The organism is Nitrosococcus wardiae (assembly GCF_004421105.1).
GTDB classification, from domain to species: domain Bacteria; phylum Pseudomonadota; class Gammaproteobacteria; order Nitrosococcales; family Nitrosococcaceae; genus Nitrosococcus; species Nitrosococcus wardiae.
In genome coordinates this window covers 644,878-660,802 of record NZ_CP038033.1, presented here as the reverse complement: position 1 = coordinate 660,802, position 15,925 = coordinate 644,878, and the positions used below count along the sequence as shown (strand labels likewise).

At 50.9% G+C, this 15,925-nt stretch carries 15 protein-coding genes; 9 read left to right on the top strand and 6 right to left on the bottom strand.

What is annotated here, in order from left to right; genetic code table 11:
- Window positions 1-16: 16 nt before the first annotated feature.
- The 5 genes from E3U44_RS03235 to thiE form a co-directional block, all read right to left on the bottom strand.
- Entirely contained in the window at window positions 17-373 is a 357-nt protein-coding gene (locus E3U44_RS03235; protein WP_240761708.1) for a nitrilase-related carbon-nitrogen hydrolase, read from the bottom strand.
- 191 nt (window positions 374-564) lie between these two features.
- On the bottom strand, window positions 565-1,845 hold the full coding sequence (gene hemL, locus E3U44_RS03230) for a glutamate-1-semialdehyde 2,1-aminomutase (protein WP_134356641.1): 1,281 nt from the start codon (window positions 1,843-1,845) through the stop codon (window positions 565-567).
- Between the two features lie 39 nt (window positions 1,846-1,884).
- Window positions 1,885-3,591: a mechanosensitive ion channel family protein gene (locus E3U44_RS03225; protein WP_134356640.1), complete on the bottom strand. Its 1,707-nt coding sequence runs from the start codon at window positions 3,589-3,591 to the stop codon at window positions 1,885-1,887.
- A 60-nt stretch (window positions 3,592-3,651) separates the two neighbouring features.
- Window positions 3,652-4,515, bottom strand: a complete 864-nt coding sequence (gene trxA / locus E3U44_RS03220; RefSeq protein WP_134356639.1) for a thioredoxin — start codon at window positions 4,513-4,515, stop codon at window positions 3,652-3,654.
- Window positions 4,516-4,569: 54 nt separating this feature from the next.
- The gene (gene thiE / locus E3U44_RS03215; RefSeq protein ID WP_134356638.1) at window positions 4,570-5,223 is read right to left on the bottom strand and encodes a thiamine phosphate synthase; all 654 of its coding nucleotides are present in this window, start codon (window positions 5,221-5,223) and stop codon (window positions 4,570-4,572) included.
- A gap of 151 nt (window positions 5,224-5,374) precedes the next feature.
- On the opposite strand from thiE, the gene E3U44_RS03210 reads away from it, so the two are divergent.
- From E3U44_RS03210 to E3U44_RS03170, 8 genes are all read left to right on the top strand, one after another.
- Window positions 5,375-5,539, top strand: a complete 165-nt coding sequence (locus E3U44_RS03210) for a rubredoxin (RefSeq protein ID WP_013034628.1) — start codon at window positions 5,375-5,377, stop codon at window positions 5,537-5,539.
- Window positions 5,540-5,630: 91 nt separating this feature from the next.
- The gene (locus E3U44_RS03205) at window positions 5,631-6,131 is read left to right on the top strand and encodes an FmdB family zinc ribbon protein (protein WP_134356637.1); all 501 of its coding nucleotides are present in this window, start codon (window positions 5,631-5,633) and stop codon (window positions 6,129-6,131) included.
- A gap of 905 nt (window positions 6,132-7,036) precedes the next feature.
- Window positions 7,037-7,813 (top strand): DUF3450 domain-containing protein, encoded by a 777-nt coding sequence (locus E3U44_RS03195; protein ID WP_134356635.1) that lies wholly within the window; start codon window positions 7,037-7,039, stop codon window positions 7,811-7,813.
- Window positions 7,810-9,243: a MotA/TolQ/ExbB proton channel family protein gene (locus E3U44_RS03190; RefSeq protein ID WP_134356634.1), complete on the top strand. Its 1,434-nt coding sequence runs from the start codon at window positions 7,810-7,812 to the stop codon at window positions 9,241-9,243. The genes E3U44_RS03195 and E3U44_RS03190 overlap by 4 nt, the downstream gene beginning before the upstream one ends.
- Window positions 9,209-9,733 carry a MotA/TolQ/ExbB proton channel family protein gene (locus tag E3U44_RS03185; protein WP_134356633.1) on the top strand — a complete coding sequence of 175 codons (525 nt, stop codon included), beginning with the start codon at window positions 9,209-9,211 and terminating at the stop codon, window positions 9,731-9,733. The genes E3U44_RS03190 and E3U44_RS03185 overlap by 35 nt, the downstream gene beginning before the upstream one ends.
- Before the next feature lie 5 nt (window positions 9,734-9,738).
- Entirely contained in the window at window positions 9,739-10,149 is a 411-nt protein-coding gene (locus E3U44_RS03180; protein WP_134356632.1) for an ExbD/TolR family protein, read from the top strand.
- The gene (locus E3U44_RS03175) at window positions 10,146-10,808 is read left to right on the top strand and encodes an energy transducer TonB (RefSeq protein ID WP_134356631.1); all 663 of its coding nucleotides are present in this window, start codon (window positions 10,146-10,148) and stop codon (window positions 10,806-10,808) included. Before E3U44_RS03180 ends, E3U44_RS03175 begins: the two co-directional genes overlap by 4 nt.
- A gap of 11 nt (window positions 10,809-10,819) precedes the next feature.
- A complete protein-coding gene (locus tag E3U44_RS03170; protein ID WP_240761706.1) occupies window positions 10,820-12,139 on the top strand; it encodes a tetratricopeptide repeat protein in 1,320 nt (439 codons plus the stop codon).
- Between the two features lie 873 nt (window positions 12,140-13,012).
- On the opposite strand, the gene xseA is transcribed toward E3U44_RS03170, so the two are convergent.
- Window positions 13,013-14,371 (bottom strand): exodeoxyribonuclease VII large subunit, encoded by a 1,359-nt coding sequence (gene xseA, locus E3U44_RS03165; RefSeq protein ID WP_134356629.1) that lies wholly within the window; start codon window positions 14,369-14,371, stop codon window positions 13,013-13,015.
- A 92-nt stretch (window positions 14,372-14,463) separates the two neighbouring features.
- Between xseA and guaB the strand changes: the two genes are divergently transcribed.
- On the top strand, window positions 14,464-15,924 hold the full coding sequence (gene guaB / locus E3U44_RS03160; protein ID WP_134356628.1) for an IMP dehydrogenase: 1,461 nt from the start codon (window positions 14,464-14,466) through the stop codon (window positions 15,922-15,924).
- Window position 15,925 lies beyond the last annotated feature (1 nt).

The following is a 15,925-nucleotide window of genomic DNA, read 5'->3' as shown; positions in this document are numbered from 1 at the left end:
GGTTCGTTGATTTTTCCTATGGTAAGGATACCGTAGGACCTAGGAGGTGGGCACGATTGCGAAAGCCTTCCGCGACTCGGACGGGGAAAGTTCCTGCGAGAATATAGATTTGATGGGCTTTTGCTAATTGCCGGAATAGGGCCAGAAAATTAGGCAGAGATTCCTGTAGTGCTGCCAACTGTCGCGACAGATTTCCTTCTTTTTCACTGCCAAACAGAGTAGTGAGCTCCAGGGAAAAATATTCAGGAAAGATCAGCAGTTGCGCTCCTTGGGCAACTGCCCGTTCCACCCAGAGGATGATTTTGGCTTCATATTCTCTCCAGTTCTGAAGATAACCAATATCATACTGGGCGGCAGCGGCGCGAATTTTCATACTTAAAAATTGAGTCAATCCTTGTTTTGATTTTAAAAGTGGCGAATAAGGGTTTAGGCGTGCGCTCGTCGCCACTTCATGGGTTTACCTGCTTAGCATTCCTCGTTTAAATGAGAACTAAAGCGCTTGGAGTTAGCGTGACCAGACACGCTAACTCCAAGCCCCACGGAGTTCCATCTAAATGGGAACCGCTATAGCTCAGTTAATACCTGCTCTGCGGCCTGCAGGGTGGCCTCTATCTGTTCATCGCCATGGGCGCTAGAGACAAAACTCGCTTCAAAGGCTGATGGCGCAAGGTAAATACCTTGCCCTAGCATCCCATGGAAAAAGAGTTTAAAGCGATCCAGATTGCAGTTTGTGGCTTGGTAATAATTGGTGACTTCTTCTTCCTCGGTGAAGAAGAGGCCAAACATGCCTCCTACCTGGTTTGCCGCCATGGGAACACCTGCGTCGTGAGCCCGCTCAAGAAGGCCCTTAACTAGCTTTTGAGTTTGCTGAGATAAGCGCTGATAAAATTCAGGGGTCTGGATCAGCTTGAGGGTAGTTAACCCGGCAGTCATCGCCACTGGATTACCGGAGAGCGTACCCGCTTGATAGACAGGACCTAAGGGCGAAATCATCTCCATAATTTCTCGGCGGCCACCAAATGCCCCTACCGGCAGACCACCACCAATCACTTTCCCCAGAGTGGTTAAATCCGGAGTAACGTTATAAAATTCCTGGGCGCCGCCTAGGGCTACCCGGAAACCGGTCATGACCTCATCAAAAATGAGGACGCTGCCGTACTCATTGCAGATGCTTCGCAGACCTTCTAAAAAGCCGGGGGCAGGAGGGATGCAGTTCATATTCCCAGCGACAGGTTCGACAATCACGGCAGCGATTTGTCCACCGAAATGGGCAAAAGCTTCCTGGACCGCATCCAAATTATTGTAGCTGACGGTCAGGGTGTGCTCGGCTAAAGCCAGGGGAATACCGGGTGAGGTGGGGACACCCAGGGTTAACGCACCGGAACCTGCCTTTACTAATAGAGAATCGGCATGGCCGTGGTAGCAACCCTCAAACTTTAAAATTTTGTCTCGTCCTGTAAATCCTCGGGCTAGCCGAATGGCGCTCATTGTGGCTTCGGTGCCCGAGCTGACCATGCGGACTAGATCCATGCTGGGGACGAGGCGGCACACGGTCTCCGCCATTTCGATCTCAATGGCGGTAGGGGCGCCAAAGCCAAGCCCCTGGGCTGCTGCCTCTTGGACTGCCGCGACCACTTCAGGATGGGTATGGCCAACCACTAGGGGACCCCAGGAGCTGACGTAATCAATATAACGGTTGCCGTCAACGTCATATAAATAAGGGCCCTCACCGCGGGCAAAAAACACGGGTTTACCGCCCACGCCTTTAAAGGCGCGCACAGGAGAGTTCACCCCCCCGGGGATATGGGCTTGCGCCCGCTGGAACAATTCATCTGAATGGGTCATAGCAGAACCTCTGCAACTATTTGAAAAGAGCATGGATATTTAAGATATAACAGCATTTCTGGGTTGTTCAAATTCGTCCGTATCATGAGGTTGAGGGGGCGTTCTCCAATTTAATGTTCTCTGGGGGAATGGAATTTCAATCCCGAGTTCATCAAAACGGTTTTTGAGCCGCCGCCGGTATTCCCGAGCCACTTCCCACTGTTTACTGGCTAGGGTTTTAAAACGGCAGCGAATAGTGATGGCTGATTCTCCAAAGTTTTCTAGGCCAAACATTTCAAATTCCTTGATTAGCCGCCCATATTTTGTAATCTGGCGCATTTCCTCCGCCACCGCTTTCATCACTTCCATGACCTGGTCAACATTTTCTTTATAGGCGACGCCAATGTCGAGAACCATCCGTCCATAACCTTTGGTAAAATTAACCACGGTTTTAATTTCCCCGTTGGGAATATAGATGGCTCGTCCCTCCAGATCCCGTAATTGGGTATGGCGTAAGTTCACCCTCTCGACGATTCCCACAAACTCACCGATCTGAACGATGTCATTCACGTTGTATTGCCCTTCTATCAGAATAAAAATGCCGTTAATGATATCTCGGATCAGGTATTGTCCCCCAAAGCCAAGAGCAAGACCTACAATGCCGACGCTGGCCAAAACTGGCGCCATATTAATCCCGAATTCATCCAGGATAAGATAACCGGCGGTAAGAATAATGAGAATGGTGCCTAGCCAATTGAGCAACAATACCAAGGTTCTCAATCTGGAGCTGCCTTCTTGGACTTCCTCTTTTTTAGCCGCAGCGCTTTCAAACCGATTGACGGCGAGTCTTTTTAGAAACCAAACAATCAGGGCCACTAAAATAATCCAGGCTGCAGTCGTTGCTTTCTCAAGAAAAGTCCGGCTTGCGGCTCTTTGCTTCCTTAATTCAGCAAATTCCTGGCGGAGTTTTTCAATTTCAGTTTCAGTAACCGTCGCCTTTTCTTGGGCGGCTTGCTCTTTAGCCTCCAGGGCGGCCAGCCTTTTTTTCTCAGTGGCGGCGGCTTGTTCAAGTTTTTCTGCGGCTTGCGCGAGTTTTTCAACGTCTTCTTGGTCCGCGAAATCTCCCGTCGCCTGAGCCTTGGCTTTTGCTGCCTCTAATTGTTGCTTGGCGGCCATGGCCGCTTGTGCTTTTTTTTCCACCTCCTTTTGTAGCGCTGCTTTCCCGGTGGCCGCTTGTGTGGCTTCCCGTTTAGCTTTCTCAGCGGCTTTTTTGGCCTGTTCTATTTTTCCGTTGGTTTCTTCCGCTTTCTTTTCTAGTGTCTCCACTTCAGCTTTTCTTCCCTGTGCTTCTACTGCCTGTTTTTCCTGCCCTATTGCGGCAGGAGGTTTGACTTTAAAGCTGAAGGGGGCGGAGTTTTGGCCATCTGGGTGGGTCACTTGCCCTTTCCAAGTAGAGGGTCCCGTGGAGACGTTGGCGTAAATCGCCAACTCCTCATCGTTAAGCCATTTCGTTCGTTCAGGAGGGATGGGGAAAATTCGCTCCCCAAGCTGCAGCGTAACCCTTGAGCCCGAGCTGAAGCCTGAGCCGATGATCCTGATCCATTGCCGTTGCTGAGCGCCGATAACGGGATTGGGTTTAACTGCCGTGACCGTCGGAGAAGTCCCCGCTTTTGTTACCGCCTTCGGGGAGGTTAGGGACTCTTCAGCCTGACTATTTGCCATCGTCAAAAAAATGGCAATGAGTAACAAGATCCGCCAATACCCCATTGGAAAACTTCTCCTGTACTTAAAATTTTTGCTTATTTTGAGGAGAAAATTTCGTCTCTTTCAGTGAAGGTAACGAAACATTTGTCGCCGATAGCGGAGAACAAGCTCATGATCGGGACCGAGAATGTTAAACACGGCCAGTAAGGCTTTACGGGCTGCCTCATCCCCATATTTTGGGTTTTGTTTAAGCAGTACCATGAACTGTTCCAAAGCATCCTGGTAATCGCCAGCAAGCGCTTGCTGGGCACCGAGTAGATAACAGGCTTCGGAATCCTCCGGATTGGCTTTGAGGCGCTGCTTTAAGCTATGGATGTCGGGTGCCTTCTCGGTAAGAGTGGCAAACTCAATTTGCGCCAACAGGCCGCTAGCAGGTTCTTCTCCTCGCACTTCTAAAGGCAGTGCCTTCAGCATCTGTTCGGCCTTGGTCCTTTCTCCTTGCTTGAGAAGAGCGCCTGCTAGCGCCACAGAGACCGGGTAATGTTCTGGATCTATCTCCGCGGCTTTATGCAATAAATGAAGGCCTTGTTCCTCTTGTCCGGCCGCCAAGGCTGTTTGGGCTTGTTCTAATAGCCGATCAGATTCCCGGAGCAGGTGCCGATCAATAGCGGCGCAGATCACCGATTCCGGCTGGACGCCCACCAACTCCTCAACCACTTCGCCGTGGCGGAACAATTTCAGGGTGGGTAGGCCACGTACTCCATACTGGAGGGTTAAGCCTTGTTCTTTGTCAGCATCTATCTTGGCTAACCAAAATTGGCCTTGGTAGTTTTCAGCCAACTGCTGCAAAAGAGGCATGAGCATTTGGCAGGGTTGGCACCAAGCGGCCCAGAAGTCCACGAGGACGGGGGCTTGGTGGGATTTCGCCAAAACCTGCTCGGCAAAATTAGACTCAGTGACATCGATAATATAGTGGTTGTCGCTCATAAACGCATCAATAAGCTCGAATATTCACCGTATTTAAGAAGATTAATAAGAAGATTAAAAAGAATGGGGTGCAGGTAAATGCTGGCTTAGAAATCGCTGCTGATAGGCAGCGGCCGTCGCTCGGATATCCTGGCTTTTAAAGAGTCCGCCGATAATGGCTACCGCATTAGCCCCCGCCTCAATCACCTGAGACGCATTTTCTGTGGTGATGCCACCGATGGCGACAATAGGGAGTTTTAACCTTTTTCGAGCTTCCCTTAATAGCTCTAGAGACGCTTGGATGGCCTCTGGCTTGGTTTCGGAGGGAAAAAAACGGCCAAAGGCCACATAATCGGCGCCGGCTTGCTCGGCGGCGATGGCCCGCGCCAGTTCGTTATAACAGGAGACACCAATAATGGCGTCTGCGCCTAAGATCTGTCGGGCTGAGCTGAGAGCAAGGTCATCCCGCCCTAGATGAACCCCGTCAGCACCAATCTCGGCCGCGAGTAGAGTATCGTCATTAATAATCAGGGGGACGTGATGCTGACGGCAGATTTGCTGTAAAGACTTGGCCTCTTGGTAGCGTCGTTTCACCTCTTGGCCTTTATCTCGGTACTGGATCAAGGAGGCCCCTCCCAGTAATGCGAGGGCGACGGCGTTGCCCAAGTCCTGATGGGGCAGAAGATGAGTGTCAGCAATGGCGTAAAGACCGCGGATTAGCTCATTCATGGGTGTTCATAGGCTGAAGTGATTAGCTTTAAAGTGTATCAATATCTCGGGCAGGATGCGATTTTCCAATAGTGGAAAAACATGCGAGAATTCGTCCATCATAGCAATTGGTTTTTCATGATTTTCATAATAATAATTGAGTGAGTGGCCTATGAAGCGCTATATGTGCATTATTTGTGGTTTTATCTATGATGAAGCAGAGGGCTGGCCTGAAGATGGTATTCCCCCTGGCACCAAGTGGGAAGATGTTCCTGAAACTTGGGTTTGCCCAGATTGTGGTGCGGGTAAGGATGATTTTGAAATGGTTGAAATCTAAAATTATTGAGCACCCCAAGGGCAGGACGTTAATATTCTTGGGGCTGTGTGGATTCCAGGGGGAGCGCCTTGTTATAGGGGGTTAGCAGATAATGCCTATTTATGAGTTCTATTGTATGGATTGTCATACGATATTTAACTTTTTCTCCCGTCGTGTCAACACGGAAACGCGTCCGAATTGTCCCCGCTGTGGCCGACCTGAATTAGAGCGGAAATTATCGTTATTTGCTATCTCTAAAGGCCGCAAGGAGGAGGATAGCGGTGAGGGGTTTCCGGATCTGGATGAGGCGCGAATGGAGCAGGCCTTTGCATCCCTTGCAGGGGAGATGGAAGGAGTCGACGAAAACAATCCGAAGGCGATGGCGCAGATGATGCGCAAGCTTTATGATGCCACTGGTCTTAAACTAGGTCCAGGAGTAGAAGAGGCTATTCGTCGGTTGGAAAAAGGAGAAGATCCAGAACAAGTCGAGGCGGAGATGGGAGACATTCTAGAGGAGGAGGTTCCCTTTACTTCCCCGGGTAAAGGCAGTCTTAAAAATGGACATCGGCATTTTCTTCCACCTAAGGTGGATGAAGCTTTATACGAGCTTTGAGGGACTCCTTGAGGGCTGAAATCACCTAGCAGTCTTTATTGGGAAACATTTATATTTGCATTGGAGCCTCATGGAGGTTAGGCGCTCCCCTAGCAAAGTCGCGAAGTGAAACGGCGCGCCGAGCGCGAGGGCCACATGAGTTGCGTTTTGCCATAAATTGGCGCTATGATTTTCTTGCTCTCGGAGCCTAGGGTGGGGAGCACCCGAAGTGAAAGCGCGAGGAGCGGTAAAGACCCCAAGACCAAGGTCACCCCTTCGTCGAGGACCGCGAGGAACCGCGAATTCTCCAGATTGATGAAGTTTTGTTGGAACACAATTGAAATCAGTCATGGCGGAACTCCAAAATATTAGCTGTGAGTGGGTTGACGAAAGGGGTTATTTTTGGTCATTTGCCTGAATCATTCAGTGAAATGACCCATTTCTTCTCGGGTTTTGCTTGTGGAAAGATCTCTTAGATTTTGATTTTCTTGGTGTGCATATTTTGGTATAAATTTTGCTTATAAACATTAAGTTTAGTAAAGCAATTCTCTTGAGGCGGATAATATTTTAGTTTTTTATCGTAATCCAAGTTGTGATGGTAACCATTGGTTTTGTTTTTAGAATGGCTGCGGAATTTGGATGGAACGGGTGCTTCCTACTTGGTAATAGGTTAAGATATTTTTGGTTACTGCTTTTTCTTTAATCCTAAATTTATTTCTTAGGCAGGATTATCTGACCTGACCTTCTCTTCTGGTCTCTAAAACATCCTAAGTGTTTTCCCTTGTGTTTTGGTGTTGAGCCAGAAGCCCGAGTGGGTCTGCAACTGTCGAACCATAATTTAGGGTCTCCCAAACAAAGCTTCATTTCGTGTGCCTTAATTAGGAGGCGGCGAAGAAGTATGCTATTGGAGGGGTAAAGACAATATTATGCCACAGAGGATAGTTAGAATAGGGTTCTGTGTGCTTTTGGCCTTTAGGGCGATATATGGGATGGAGGGGATGGCCGCTTCATTGGAAGGGGTTGTTGGTGCTCAGGCCAAGACGGAGCAGGCTGCGGCGAAATCCCAGGAGAAGATTGATGCCCTGTCAGAAGAAACGGCGGAATTGTTAGCCGAATATCGCCAGGTTACCGCTCAGCTTGATAGTCTTCGTACTTATAATCGCCAATTAGGGAAACTCATTCGTTCCCAAAAGGAAGAATTTACTTCCCTCCAGCAGCAGCTTTCGGAAATTGAGGTGACCCAGCGGGAAATCGTGCCCTTGATGTTGCGCATGGTTTCGTCATTGGAACAGTTTGTGGCCTTGGATATTCCTTTTCTTCCCCATGAGCGCCAGACTCGCATTCAGCAACTTAAGGCCCTAATGGACCGGGCTGATGTGGGTTTATCGGAAAAATACCGGCGCGTGCTCGAGGCTTTTCAGGTAGAAGTGGAATATGGGCGTACTATTGAAGCCTATCGAGGCACCTTAGAAATGGATGGTAAATCTCGTACCGTGGATTTTCTTCGCATAGGGCGGACAGCCTTGTTTTTTCACACCCTAGATGGCAAGACCTGTGGTCGCTGGGATGCCCATGAGCAGCGTTGGTCAGTCCTCCCCGATGGATATCGTTCCGCAGTTACCCAGGGTCTGCGAATTGCCCGTAAGCAGGCTCCCCCTGATCTATTATTGCTGCCTATACGAGCGCCGGAGACTGTGCGATGAGGGCCATCAGGCTTGGCACGCTGTCCGGGGATAGGAATTTATTCCTAAAAGCTAAGGGAATGGCTGCCCTTATTGGAATTATAATGTTAGGCGCGCCTATGGGCTCTTGGGGTGCGAAGACCCCGGAAACGCTGGATCAGCTTCTGGAGCAGGTTCGGCAAGATAGCATTCAAGAACGTCAGCTGAATGCAGAGCGAGAAGCTCGCTTTCTCTCTGCCCGCGACCAGCAAAGAAATCTACTGGAGCGGGCCAAGGCTGAGTTGGCGGCGGCGCAGAAACGGGAAGAAAAGCTTAGGCGGATTTTTGAGCAGAATGAGGAGACTCTTGCTGAAAATGAAGCTGCCCTCAAGGAACGCTCGGCTTCTCTAGGAGAGCTTTTCGGCGTGGCCCGACAGACCGCCCATGATCTGCTACATATTATTAACCACTCTCTAGTTTCAGCTCAGTTTCCTGGGCGCGCTGAAGTTCTTGAAACGATTGCAGAACGTAAGCAGTTGCCGACCATCGATGAGCTGCAGCAATTATGGTTGAGTTTACAGGAGCAGATGACGGAATCGGGGAAAGTGGTCACCTTCTCGGCCCCGGTGATCATTGCAGGAGGGGAAGTCGAAGAGCGACAAGTTTCCCGAATTGGGACTTTTACGGCAGTCTCCGAGGGCACCTACCTGCGGTATCTCTCTGAGCCGATTAACGGGCTCGTGGAGCTTAGCCGCCAGCCCCCCTCCCGCTTTCTCGAGGCAGCCGCTGAATTCGAAAAGGCGGAAAGAGGTGAGGTGGCGCCTATGGCGGTAGATCCCAGCCGTGGTGCTATCTTGGCCTTGTTCGTTCAAAAACCTAATTTGCAAGAGCATATCCAACAGGGGGGATGGATTGGTTATTTGATCCTGGGTCTGGGAGCGATCGCCTTGCTGATTGCGTTGCAGCGCTTTATCTATTTGCAAATCATCGGCCGCCGCATCCATCGCCAGCGACAACAGGAGATGCCACAGAATAATAACCCCCTGGGTCGCATCCTGGGGGTTTACAAGGATAATGGCCAGGATGTGGAAACGCTTCATCTCAAGCTTGATGAGGCCATCCTCAAAGAGATACCCCGTTTGGAGCGAGGATTGCCCACCTTAGCCATTTTAGCCGCGATTCCACCCTTACTGGGGCTGTTGGGCACTGTTACTGGCATGATTGAAACCTTCCAGTCTATCACCCTCTTTGGTACGGGTGATCCTAAGCTCATGTCGGGAGGGATTTCTGAGGCCCTGGTGACTACCGAGTTGGGCTTGGCGGTGGCTATCCCCATCTTGTTGATCCACAGCGGACTTTCTAGCAAGAGTAATCGACTGGTGCAAGTGCTGGATGAGGAAAGTGCCGCCATTGTGGCGCAACGAGCAGAGAAGCAGAATGGGCGCACTGGCGGACAACCTCTTTCAGATTGAGCTCCTGCTGGAAAGAGGCGGGGGCGTTCTCTGGGTCATTCTGGTGGCTTCAGTCCTGATGTGGGTGCTGATTATTGAGCGTTATTATTTTATGTTAGTGCTTTATCCCGCCCAGTTGCAACAGTTGATCGACTATTGGCAACAGCGCCAGGAACGTCATTCCTGGCACGCGCAATGCATTCGGGAGGGAATGATTGCCGAACTTTCCCAGAACCTACGCAAATTTCTGTTGCCCATTAAAACTCTAACGGCCGTACTGCCCATGTTAGGGCTGCTCGGTACTGTGATTGGCATGATCCAAGTGTTTGATGTAATGACAGTGTTTGGTACCGGCAACGTTCGCGGGTTTGCTGGGGGGATTTCTGTGGCTTTGATTACCACCATGGCTGGGTTAGTGACAGCCCTTTCGGGTCTCTACTTTAGCGCTAACTTGGAACATCGAGCGCAGCGGGCTATCCAACACGCAAGAGATCTGCTGCGCCAGGAGTGAAATCTATGAGGCAACAACACAGCCAGCGGCAGAGTGGCTCGGCGGTCAACATTAACCTGACACCGCTGATTGACATGGTCTTTATTCTATTGATTTTTTTTATCGTGACCACCTCTTTTGTCAAAGAAACGGGGGTAGAAGTCAATCGACCCTCAGCACAGACTGCGGTCCGCGAGGAGCGGGGCAATATTTTAATTGCCGTGCGTGCCAATAACGAGATCTGGATGGATGAGCGCCAAATCGATATCCGTACAGTACGGGCCAATGTGGAGCGTATGCACGCCGAAAATCCAGAGGGAGCTGTAGTCATCGTGGCCGATAAGGACTCCAAAACCGGGCTGGTAATTAACGTGATGGACCAGGTCAGGTTGGCTGGAGTGACGGATGTCTCCATTGCAGCCACTAAAGCGCAGTGAGATTTCTGGTCGCTATTGCCATTGCGGGATTAGTCAACGTGGGGTTATTCCTGCTGATGTCTTATATGACTGCTGGACAGGATGGGGCGCAGTCAGAGGACGAAGGCATGACCGTGGTGGAATTTGTGCGGCTGAAGCGAGAGGCGGAATCGCCGGAACTCAAGCAGCGGAAATTACCGAAAAAACCTCCACCGCCAGAGAAATTGCCACCGCCATCCACCTCGATGCCAAAATCGCCGCTTCCACAGCCCAATGCGCCCACACTGCCGGCAGAAATCCCTGACATCGATCTGCCCCTAAGCCTTAAGGGAACGGGACCCTATCTGGGGGACTATAGGGCTGCACCTGCTGCCCCAACATCCGGAGAGACGATCCTCTCAGCGCGGGAAGGTGAAGTCATTCCCTTGGTGCGTACCCTTCCACGCTATCCACGGAATGCGGCCCGTCGTAGGCTTGAGGGTTCGGTTACCGTCGAGTTTATTATCAGGAAAGATGGCTCCGTGCGTGCTCCTAAAGTAGTGGCATCCCACCCGCCAGGAGTGTTTGACCGGGCCGCGCTAGAGGCCATTAAGAAGTGGAAATTCAAGCCCAAACTGATGGAGGGAGAGCCGGTCGAGCAGCGCGCAACCCAAGAGATCGAGTTTAATCTACCCGGATGAAGAGGCAAGCGTTGATCCGATGCTTTTGTTTGCACCCCTGGCTAGAAAAGGGTGCGGTCGCCTTCGCCTTGGCAATAGGAGACCGAGGTCGGTTTCAGGGTTTGCTTTTGGGCAGTGCCATGGGGATGGCCTCGCTGTTATGTTTGACTGCCCAAGCGGCTGACCCCTACTTGCTTTCTCCCCGTACTTATGAGGCACTGACGGCGGTCCATAAACTCATGGACCAGCAGAAGTACCAGCAGGCGGTGGAAAAGCTGACGGGACTCCAAAAGCAGGTCAAGGGTTCAGGTCAACAGAATGCTTATGAAGAGGCAGTGGTCCTGCAAACCCTTGGGTATGTTTACTCCTCGGTAGAGGATTATTCTAGGGCGATCCAAGCCTTCAAGGCCAGTCTGGCCCTGGATGCGTTACCCGCAGAGGTTGGTCGTGATTTGCGCTACAGTCTAGCCCAGCTTTATATCGCCACGGAGCAATATGGAGAGGGGATTAGGTTTCTAGAGGTCTGGTTGAAGGAAGCAAAAGCGCCTCCCCCAGAAGCCCACGTGTTGGCGGCTAGTGCCTATTATCATTTAGAGCAGTACGCTAAAGTGATTCCTCCTATCATGGCGGCTATCAAGCTTGCTGAGGAACCCCAAGAGTCTTGGTATCAACTGCACCTGGCAGCGCGCTTGGAATTAAAGCAATATTCGCAGGCCGCCCAGGTGTTAGAGACACTGATCGAATTGCAGCCTAAAAATGAGCGTTACTGGAAACAGCTAGCCGCTGTATATTCGGAAATCAACAAAGATAAGCGAGCGCTGGCAGTACAAGCCTTGGCGGAAAAAATGGGGCACCTTGAGGGTCAGGCATTGCTCTACCTTTCTGATTTTTACCGTTCCCTTAATATTCCTTATAAGGGAGCGCAGATTTTGCAACAGGCCCTAGAAACAGGGGCCATCAAGCGCACCACCCAGAATTGGGAGCGTTTGGCCAATAGTTGGATCGCCGCTCGGGAATGGGAGAAAGGAATTGAGGCTCTAAGTAAGGCGGGGCAAGGGAGCCAAAAGGGTAAGGCGGATTTGCGCCGAGCCCAGCTCTTCATGGAACTTCAGCGGTGGGATGAGGCTAGCGTTGCCCTACAGCAGGCCCTACGCAAAGGGGGGTTGGATAGTGTAGGGCAAGCTCAATTTCTATTGGGACAAGTGCATTACGAGCAGGGACAATTAGCTGAGGCCATTGAGGCCTTAGAGGTGGCCCGGCGGTCACCGGAATATGCCAAACGGGCTAACCACTGGATCAAACATTTACAAGCTCTCCGAAAGCAAAAACTATCCGGGGGAGGGGCATCCTAAGAAGGATCCACGCCTACTAGGAGATGCCTTTTTTGTTTCCCCGGGTAAGATTTTTTCCAAAAAGGCCTTGCTTTTTCTCAAAATTTTGCTAAATATTTTCTTGAGGGAATTTAATTGTTGTATTACAGGAAGTCATAAACCTCAGTCTAATCACAAAAGGGAGAAAGCTTTATGAAATCGTTAAGACGCTGTTTGTTGGCTCTATGCGCTTTAACCCTTGCAATAGGAGTGGTCGGGTGTACTGGAGAAGGACCGGCGGATATGTCACCGGAAAGTTCGTCGCCCTTTAGCCAACTCAATCGCTAAAGTCTATACGCTTATGCTTTATAAGGGGTTCCACCCGTGCTGAGGGAAGGCTGAGGGAAGGTAGAATATAACTACAGGGAAAGATAAATTTTATTTAGTTAATTAAGCATATAAGCATAAGGGAGAAGGTTGTGAAGTCAGTAAAGTTTGGTCTGTTACTGCTGTGTGCCGTTGCTTTTACGATAGGACTGGCAGGGTGTGAAAAGTCTGATATGGCGCCTGATGAGCCCACTCAATCGTCCTTCATTGAGCAATTTAATCGCTAAAGCGTGTACACCTTAAAAGGGAAGAAACTTCTTAGCTGCACTAGAGGCAATGCAAAAGGGTTTTGCGTGGGCCAGTTTTTATGCTTTTATCTTCGAGGATAAGCGATTGGCCTTTACTCTAAGCAGCTTCAGATAAAAAGGTGTAGCGGATAATAAGTTAAGGCCAGGAGAGCTTGAAATTCAGTTCAAGCTCTCCTTTATTTTTTAAAAAAGCAAAGACTTAAACCTTAACCTTTAAAACTTTGCTAGTAAGACGAGAAGGGAGCGAACCGCAGCTCGCCCTGGCGAACTCCAATGGTTGCTAGATCTCATCCAGAATTTTTGTAATCTCACCGCGAATACGACCCCTTGCTAAGCGGGCCTCGATCCTTGCCCCAGGCTCGACCTGACTGGCTTTACGTAGCAGGACTCCCTGGGGCCCAGTGACGATGGCGTATCCTCTCTCTAATGTTGCCTGGGGGCTTACCGCTTGAAGAGCCCGTTGCGCCATCTCAAGCCGCGTTCGTTGCTGTTCTAAGCGTTGCTGTGGAGAGGCATGAAGACGCCGGTCTAGATCCACCAGGCGCGCGCGGTAAACTTCTAAACACTGCGCTGGGCTTAATCTTCGCAGGTGGGTCAGCAGCCCTTCTAGTTGGTGGAACCGTTCTCTTTCCAGGGTAGTATAGGCGCGATGAAGGCGCTGTTCTAATTCATCCACCCGTTGCGCCCCCTCTTGCAGCCGGGCATGGGGGTGGCGGAAGCGCTTGGTCAAACCTTCAAGCGAGTGCCGTAAGTGTCGTAAATGTTGCTGGAATAGAAAGCCAAGCCGTTGTTGGAGATTCAGAAAGTGCTGGCGCCATTCCCGGCTATCGGGAACCGCTATTTCCGCTGCTGCCGAGGGAGTAGGCGCCCGTTGATCGGCGACAAAATCGGCAATGGTGAAGTCTATTTCATGGCCGACACCACAGATTATGGGAAGGCTGCAATTGTAGATAGCGCGAGCTAATGTTTCTTCATTAAAAGCCCAAAGATCTTCCAGGGAACCGCCGCCTCGAGCCAGGATCAGGAGATCGCAATCGCAGCGCTGTTCAGCCTTAGTAATAGCCGCAATGATTTTCTGAGATGCTCCTTCCCCTTGGACAGGAACGGGATAAATGAGGATGGGGATTGCTGGGAAACGCCGTTTGAGAACGCTTAGGATATCCCGGATAGCGGCGCCTGAAGGGGAGGTGATGACTCCTACTTGTCTGGGTAGAGTGGGGAGGGAGCGCTTATGTTCAGGGGCAAACAGTCCTTCGGCAGAGAGCCTCTGCTTGAGTTCTTCAAAGGCTCGCCGCAGGGCCCCATCCCCTGCTTCTTCCAAGTATTCGACTACCAGTTGGAATTCGCCACGGGTTTCATAGAGGCCCACCTGAACCCGTGCCAGCACTTGCATCCCATTTTCAAGGGAAAATCCCAGCAGACGGTTGCGGTTGCGAAACATGGCGCAGCGTACCTGGGCTGTTTTGTCCTTAAGCGTAAAATAAAAATGCCCAGAGGAGGGTTGCGATAAGTTAGATATCTCCCCTTCAACCCAAAGTAGGGGAAAACGACTTTCCAGAACGTATCGGACTTCACGCGCTAAGCGTGATATGGTGTAGATATCCCGTGTAGATTTTGGGGTGGAAAACACATTAGCCATTTTTTAATAATAATACACTGGGCATTTGGTGGTGAAAATCCGTATAATTAGAAAATTTTTATCTTTTTAGACTACTCAACAAATTTTGCTCTATGCGCATGATCCAGGAAGCTCTTACTTTTGATGACGTTTTACTTCTTCCCGCCCATTCCTGCGTCTTGCCGCGAGAAGCAAACTTGGCAACCCAATTGACCCGCGGTATCAAGCTTAATATTCCACTGGTCTCTGCGGCAATGGATACGGTAACTGAGGCTCAGTTGGCTATTGGCCTTGCTCAGGAAGGGGGCATTGGTTTTGTCCACAAAAATATGAGCGTAGAGCGCCAAGTGGCCGAGGTGCGAAAAGTTAAAAAATTTGAGAGTGGCGTTATCAAAGAGCCTATCACGGTCACTCCAGATACCAGTATTGGTGAAGTTTTAGCGCTGACCCGTGCCCACCGCATTTCCGGTGTTCCTGTGGTCGAGGGGGAACAGTTAGTGGGCATTGTGACCAGCCGGGATCTGCGCTTTGAAACCCATTTCGATAGCCCGGTTTCCAATATTATGACCCCTAAGCCCCGTTTGGTCACTGTGCCGGAAGGGGCAGGCCGTGACGAGGTGGTTGGGCTTTTACACCAGTATCGTATTGAAAAGGTCTTGGTAGTGGATGATCAATTCAGGCTGCGGGGGCTGATTACGGTCAAGGATATCCAAAAGGCCACGGAATATCCCTTGGCGTGCAAAGATGAGTATGGACGGCTTCGCGTAGGCGCGGCAGTCGGGATTGGCCCTGCGAGCCAGGAAAGGAGTATTGCCCTGGTCGAGGCGGGGGTAGATGTGCTGGTGGTGGATACTGCCCATGGTCATGCCCAAGGGGTTCTGGATCAAGTGAGCTGGGTTAAGCGGGAGTATCCTGATCTCCAGGTGATTGGCGGTAATATCGCTACCGGGGAAGCCGCCCAGGCTCTGGTGAAAGCAGGTGCTGATGGAGTCAAAGTAGGGATCGGCCCGGGTTCTATTTGTACGACCCGGGTAGTTGCCGGCGTGGGGGTACCGCAGATTACAGCGATCACCAATGTCGCTGAAGCCTTGAAGGGCACCCATGTGCCGCTCATCGCCGATGGTGGCATTCGCTACTCGGGTGACTTTGCTAAAGCGATTGCTGCGGGAGCCTATTCGGTTATGGTGGGGGGCATGTTTGCCGGTACCGAGGAAGCGCCAGGAGAGGTGGAACTGTACCAAGGGCGGGCTTATAAGTCCTATCGGGGTATGGGTTCCCTCGGGGCGATGCAACAAGGTTCGAGTGATCGTTATTTCCAGGAAAACTCGGGTGAAGTCGATAAGCTCGTTCCAGAGGGTATAGAGGGTCGGGTTCCTTATAAGGGCAGTCTCAGCGCAGTTGTTCGCCAATTAGTGGGTGGCTTACAGTCGAGTATGGGATACACAGGGTGCGCCACTATCGAAGAAATGCGCACTCGGCCCACATTCATCCGGGTTACCGCGGCAGGGGTGAGGGAAAGCCATGTCCATGATGTGGCCATTACCAAGGAAGCGCCGAACTATCGCATGGATTGAA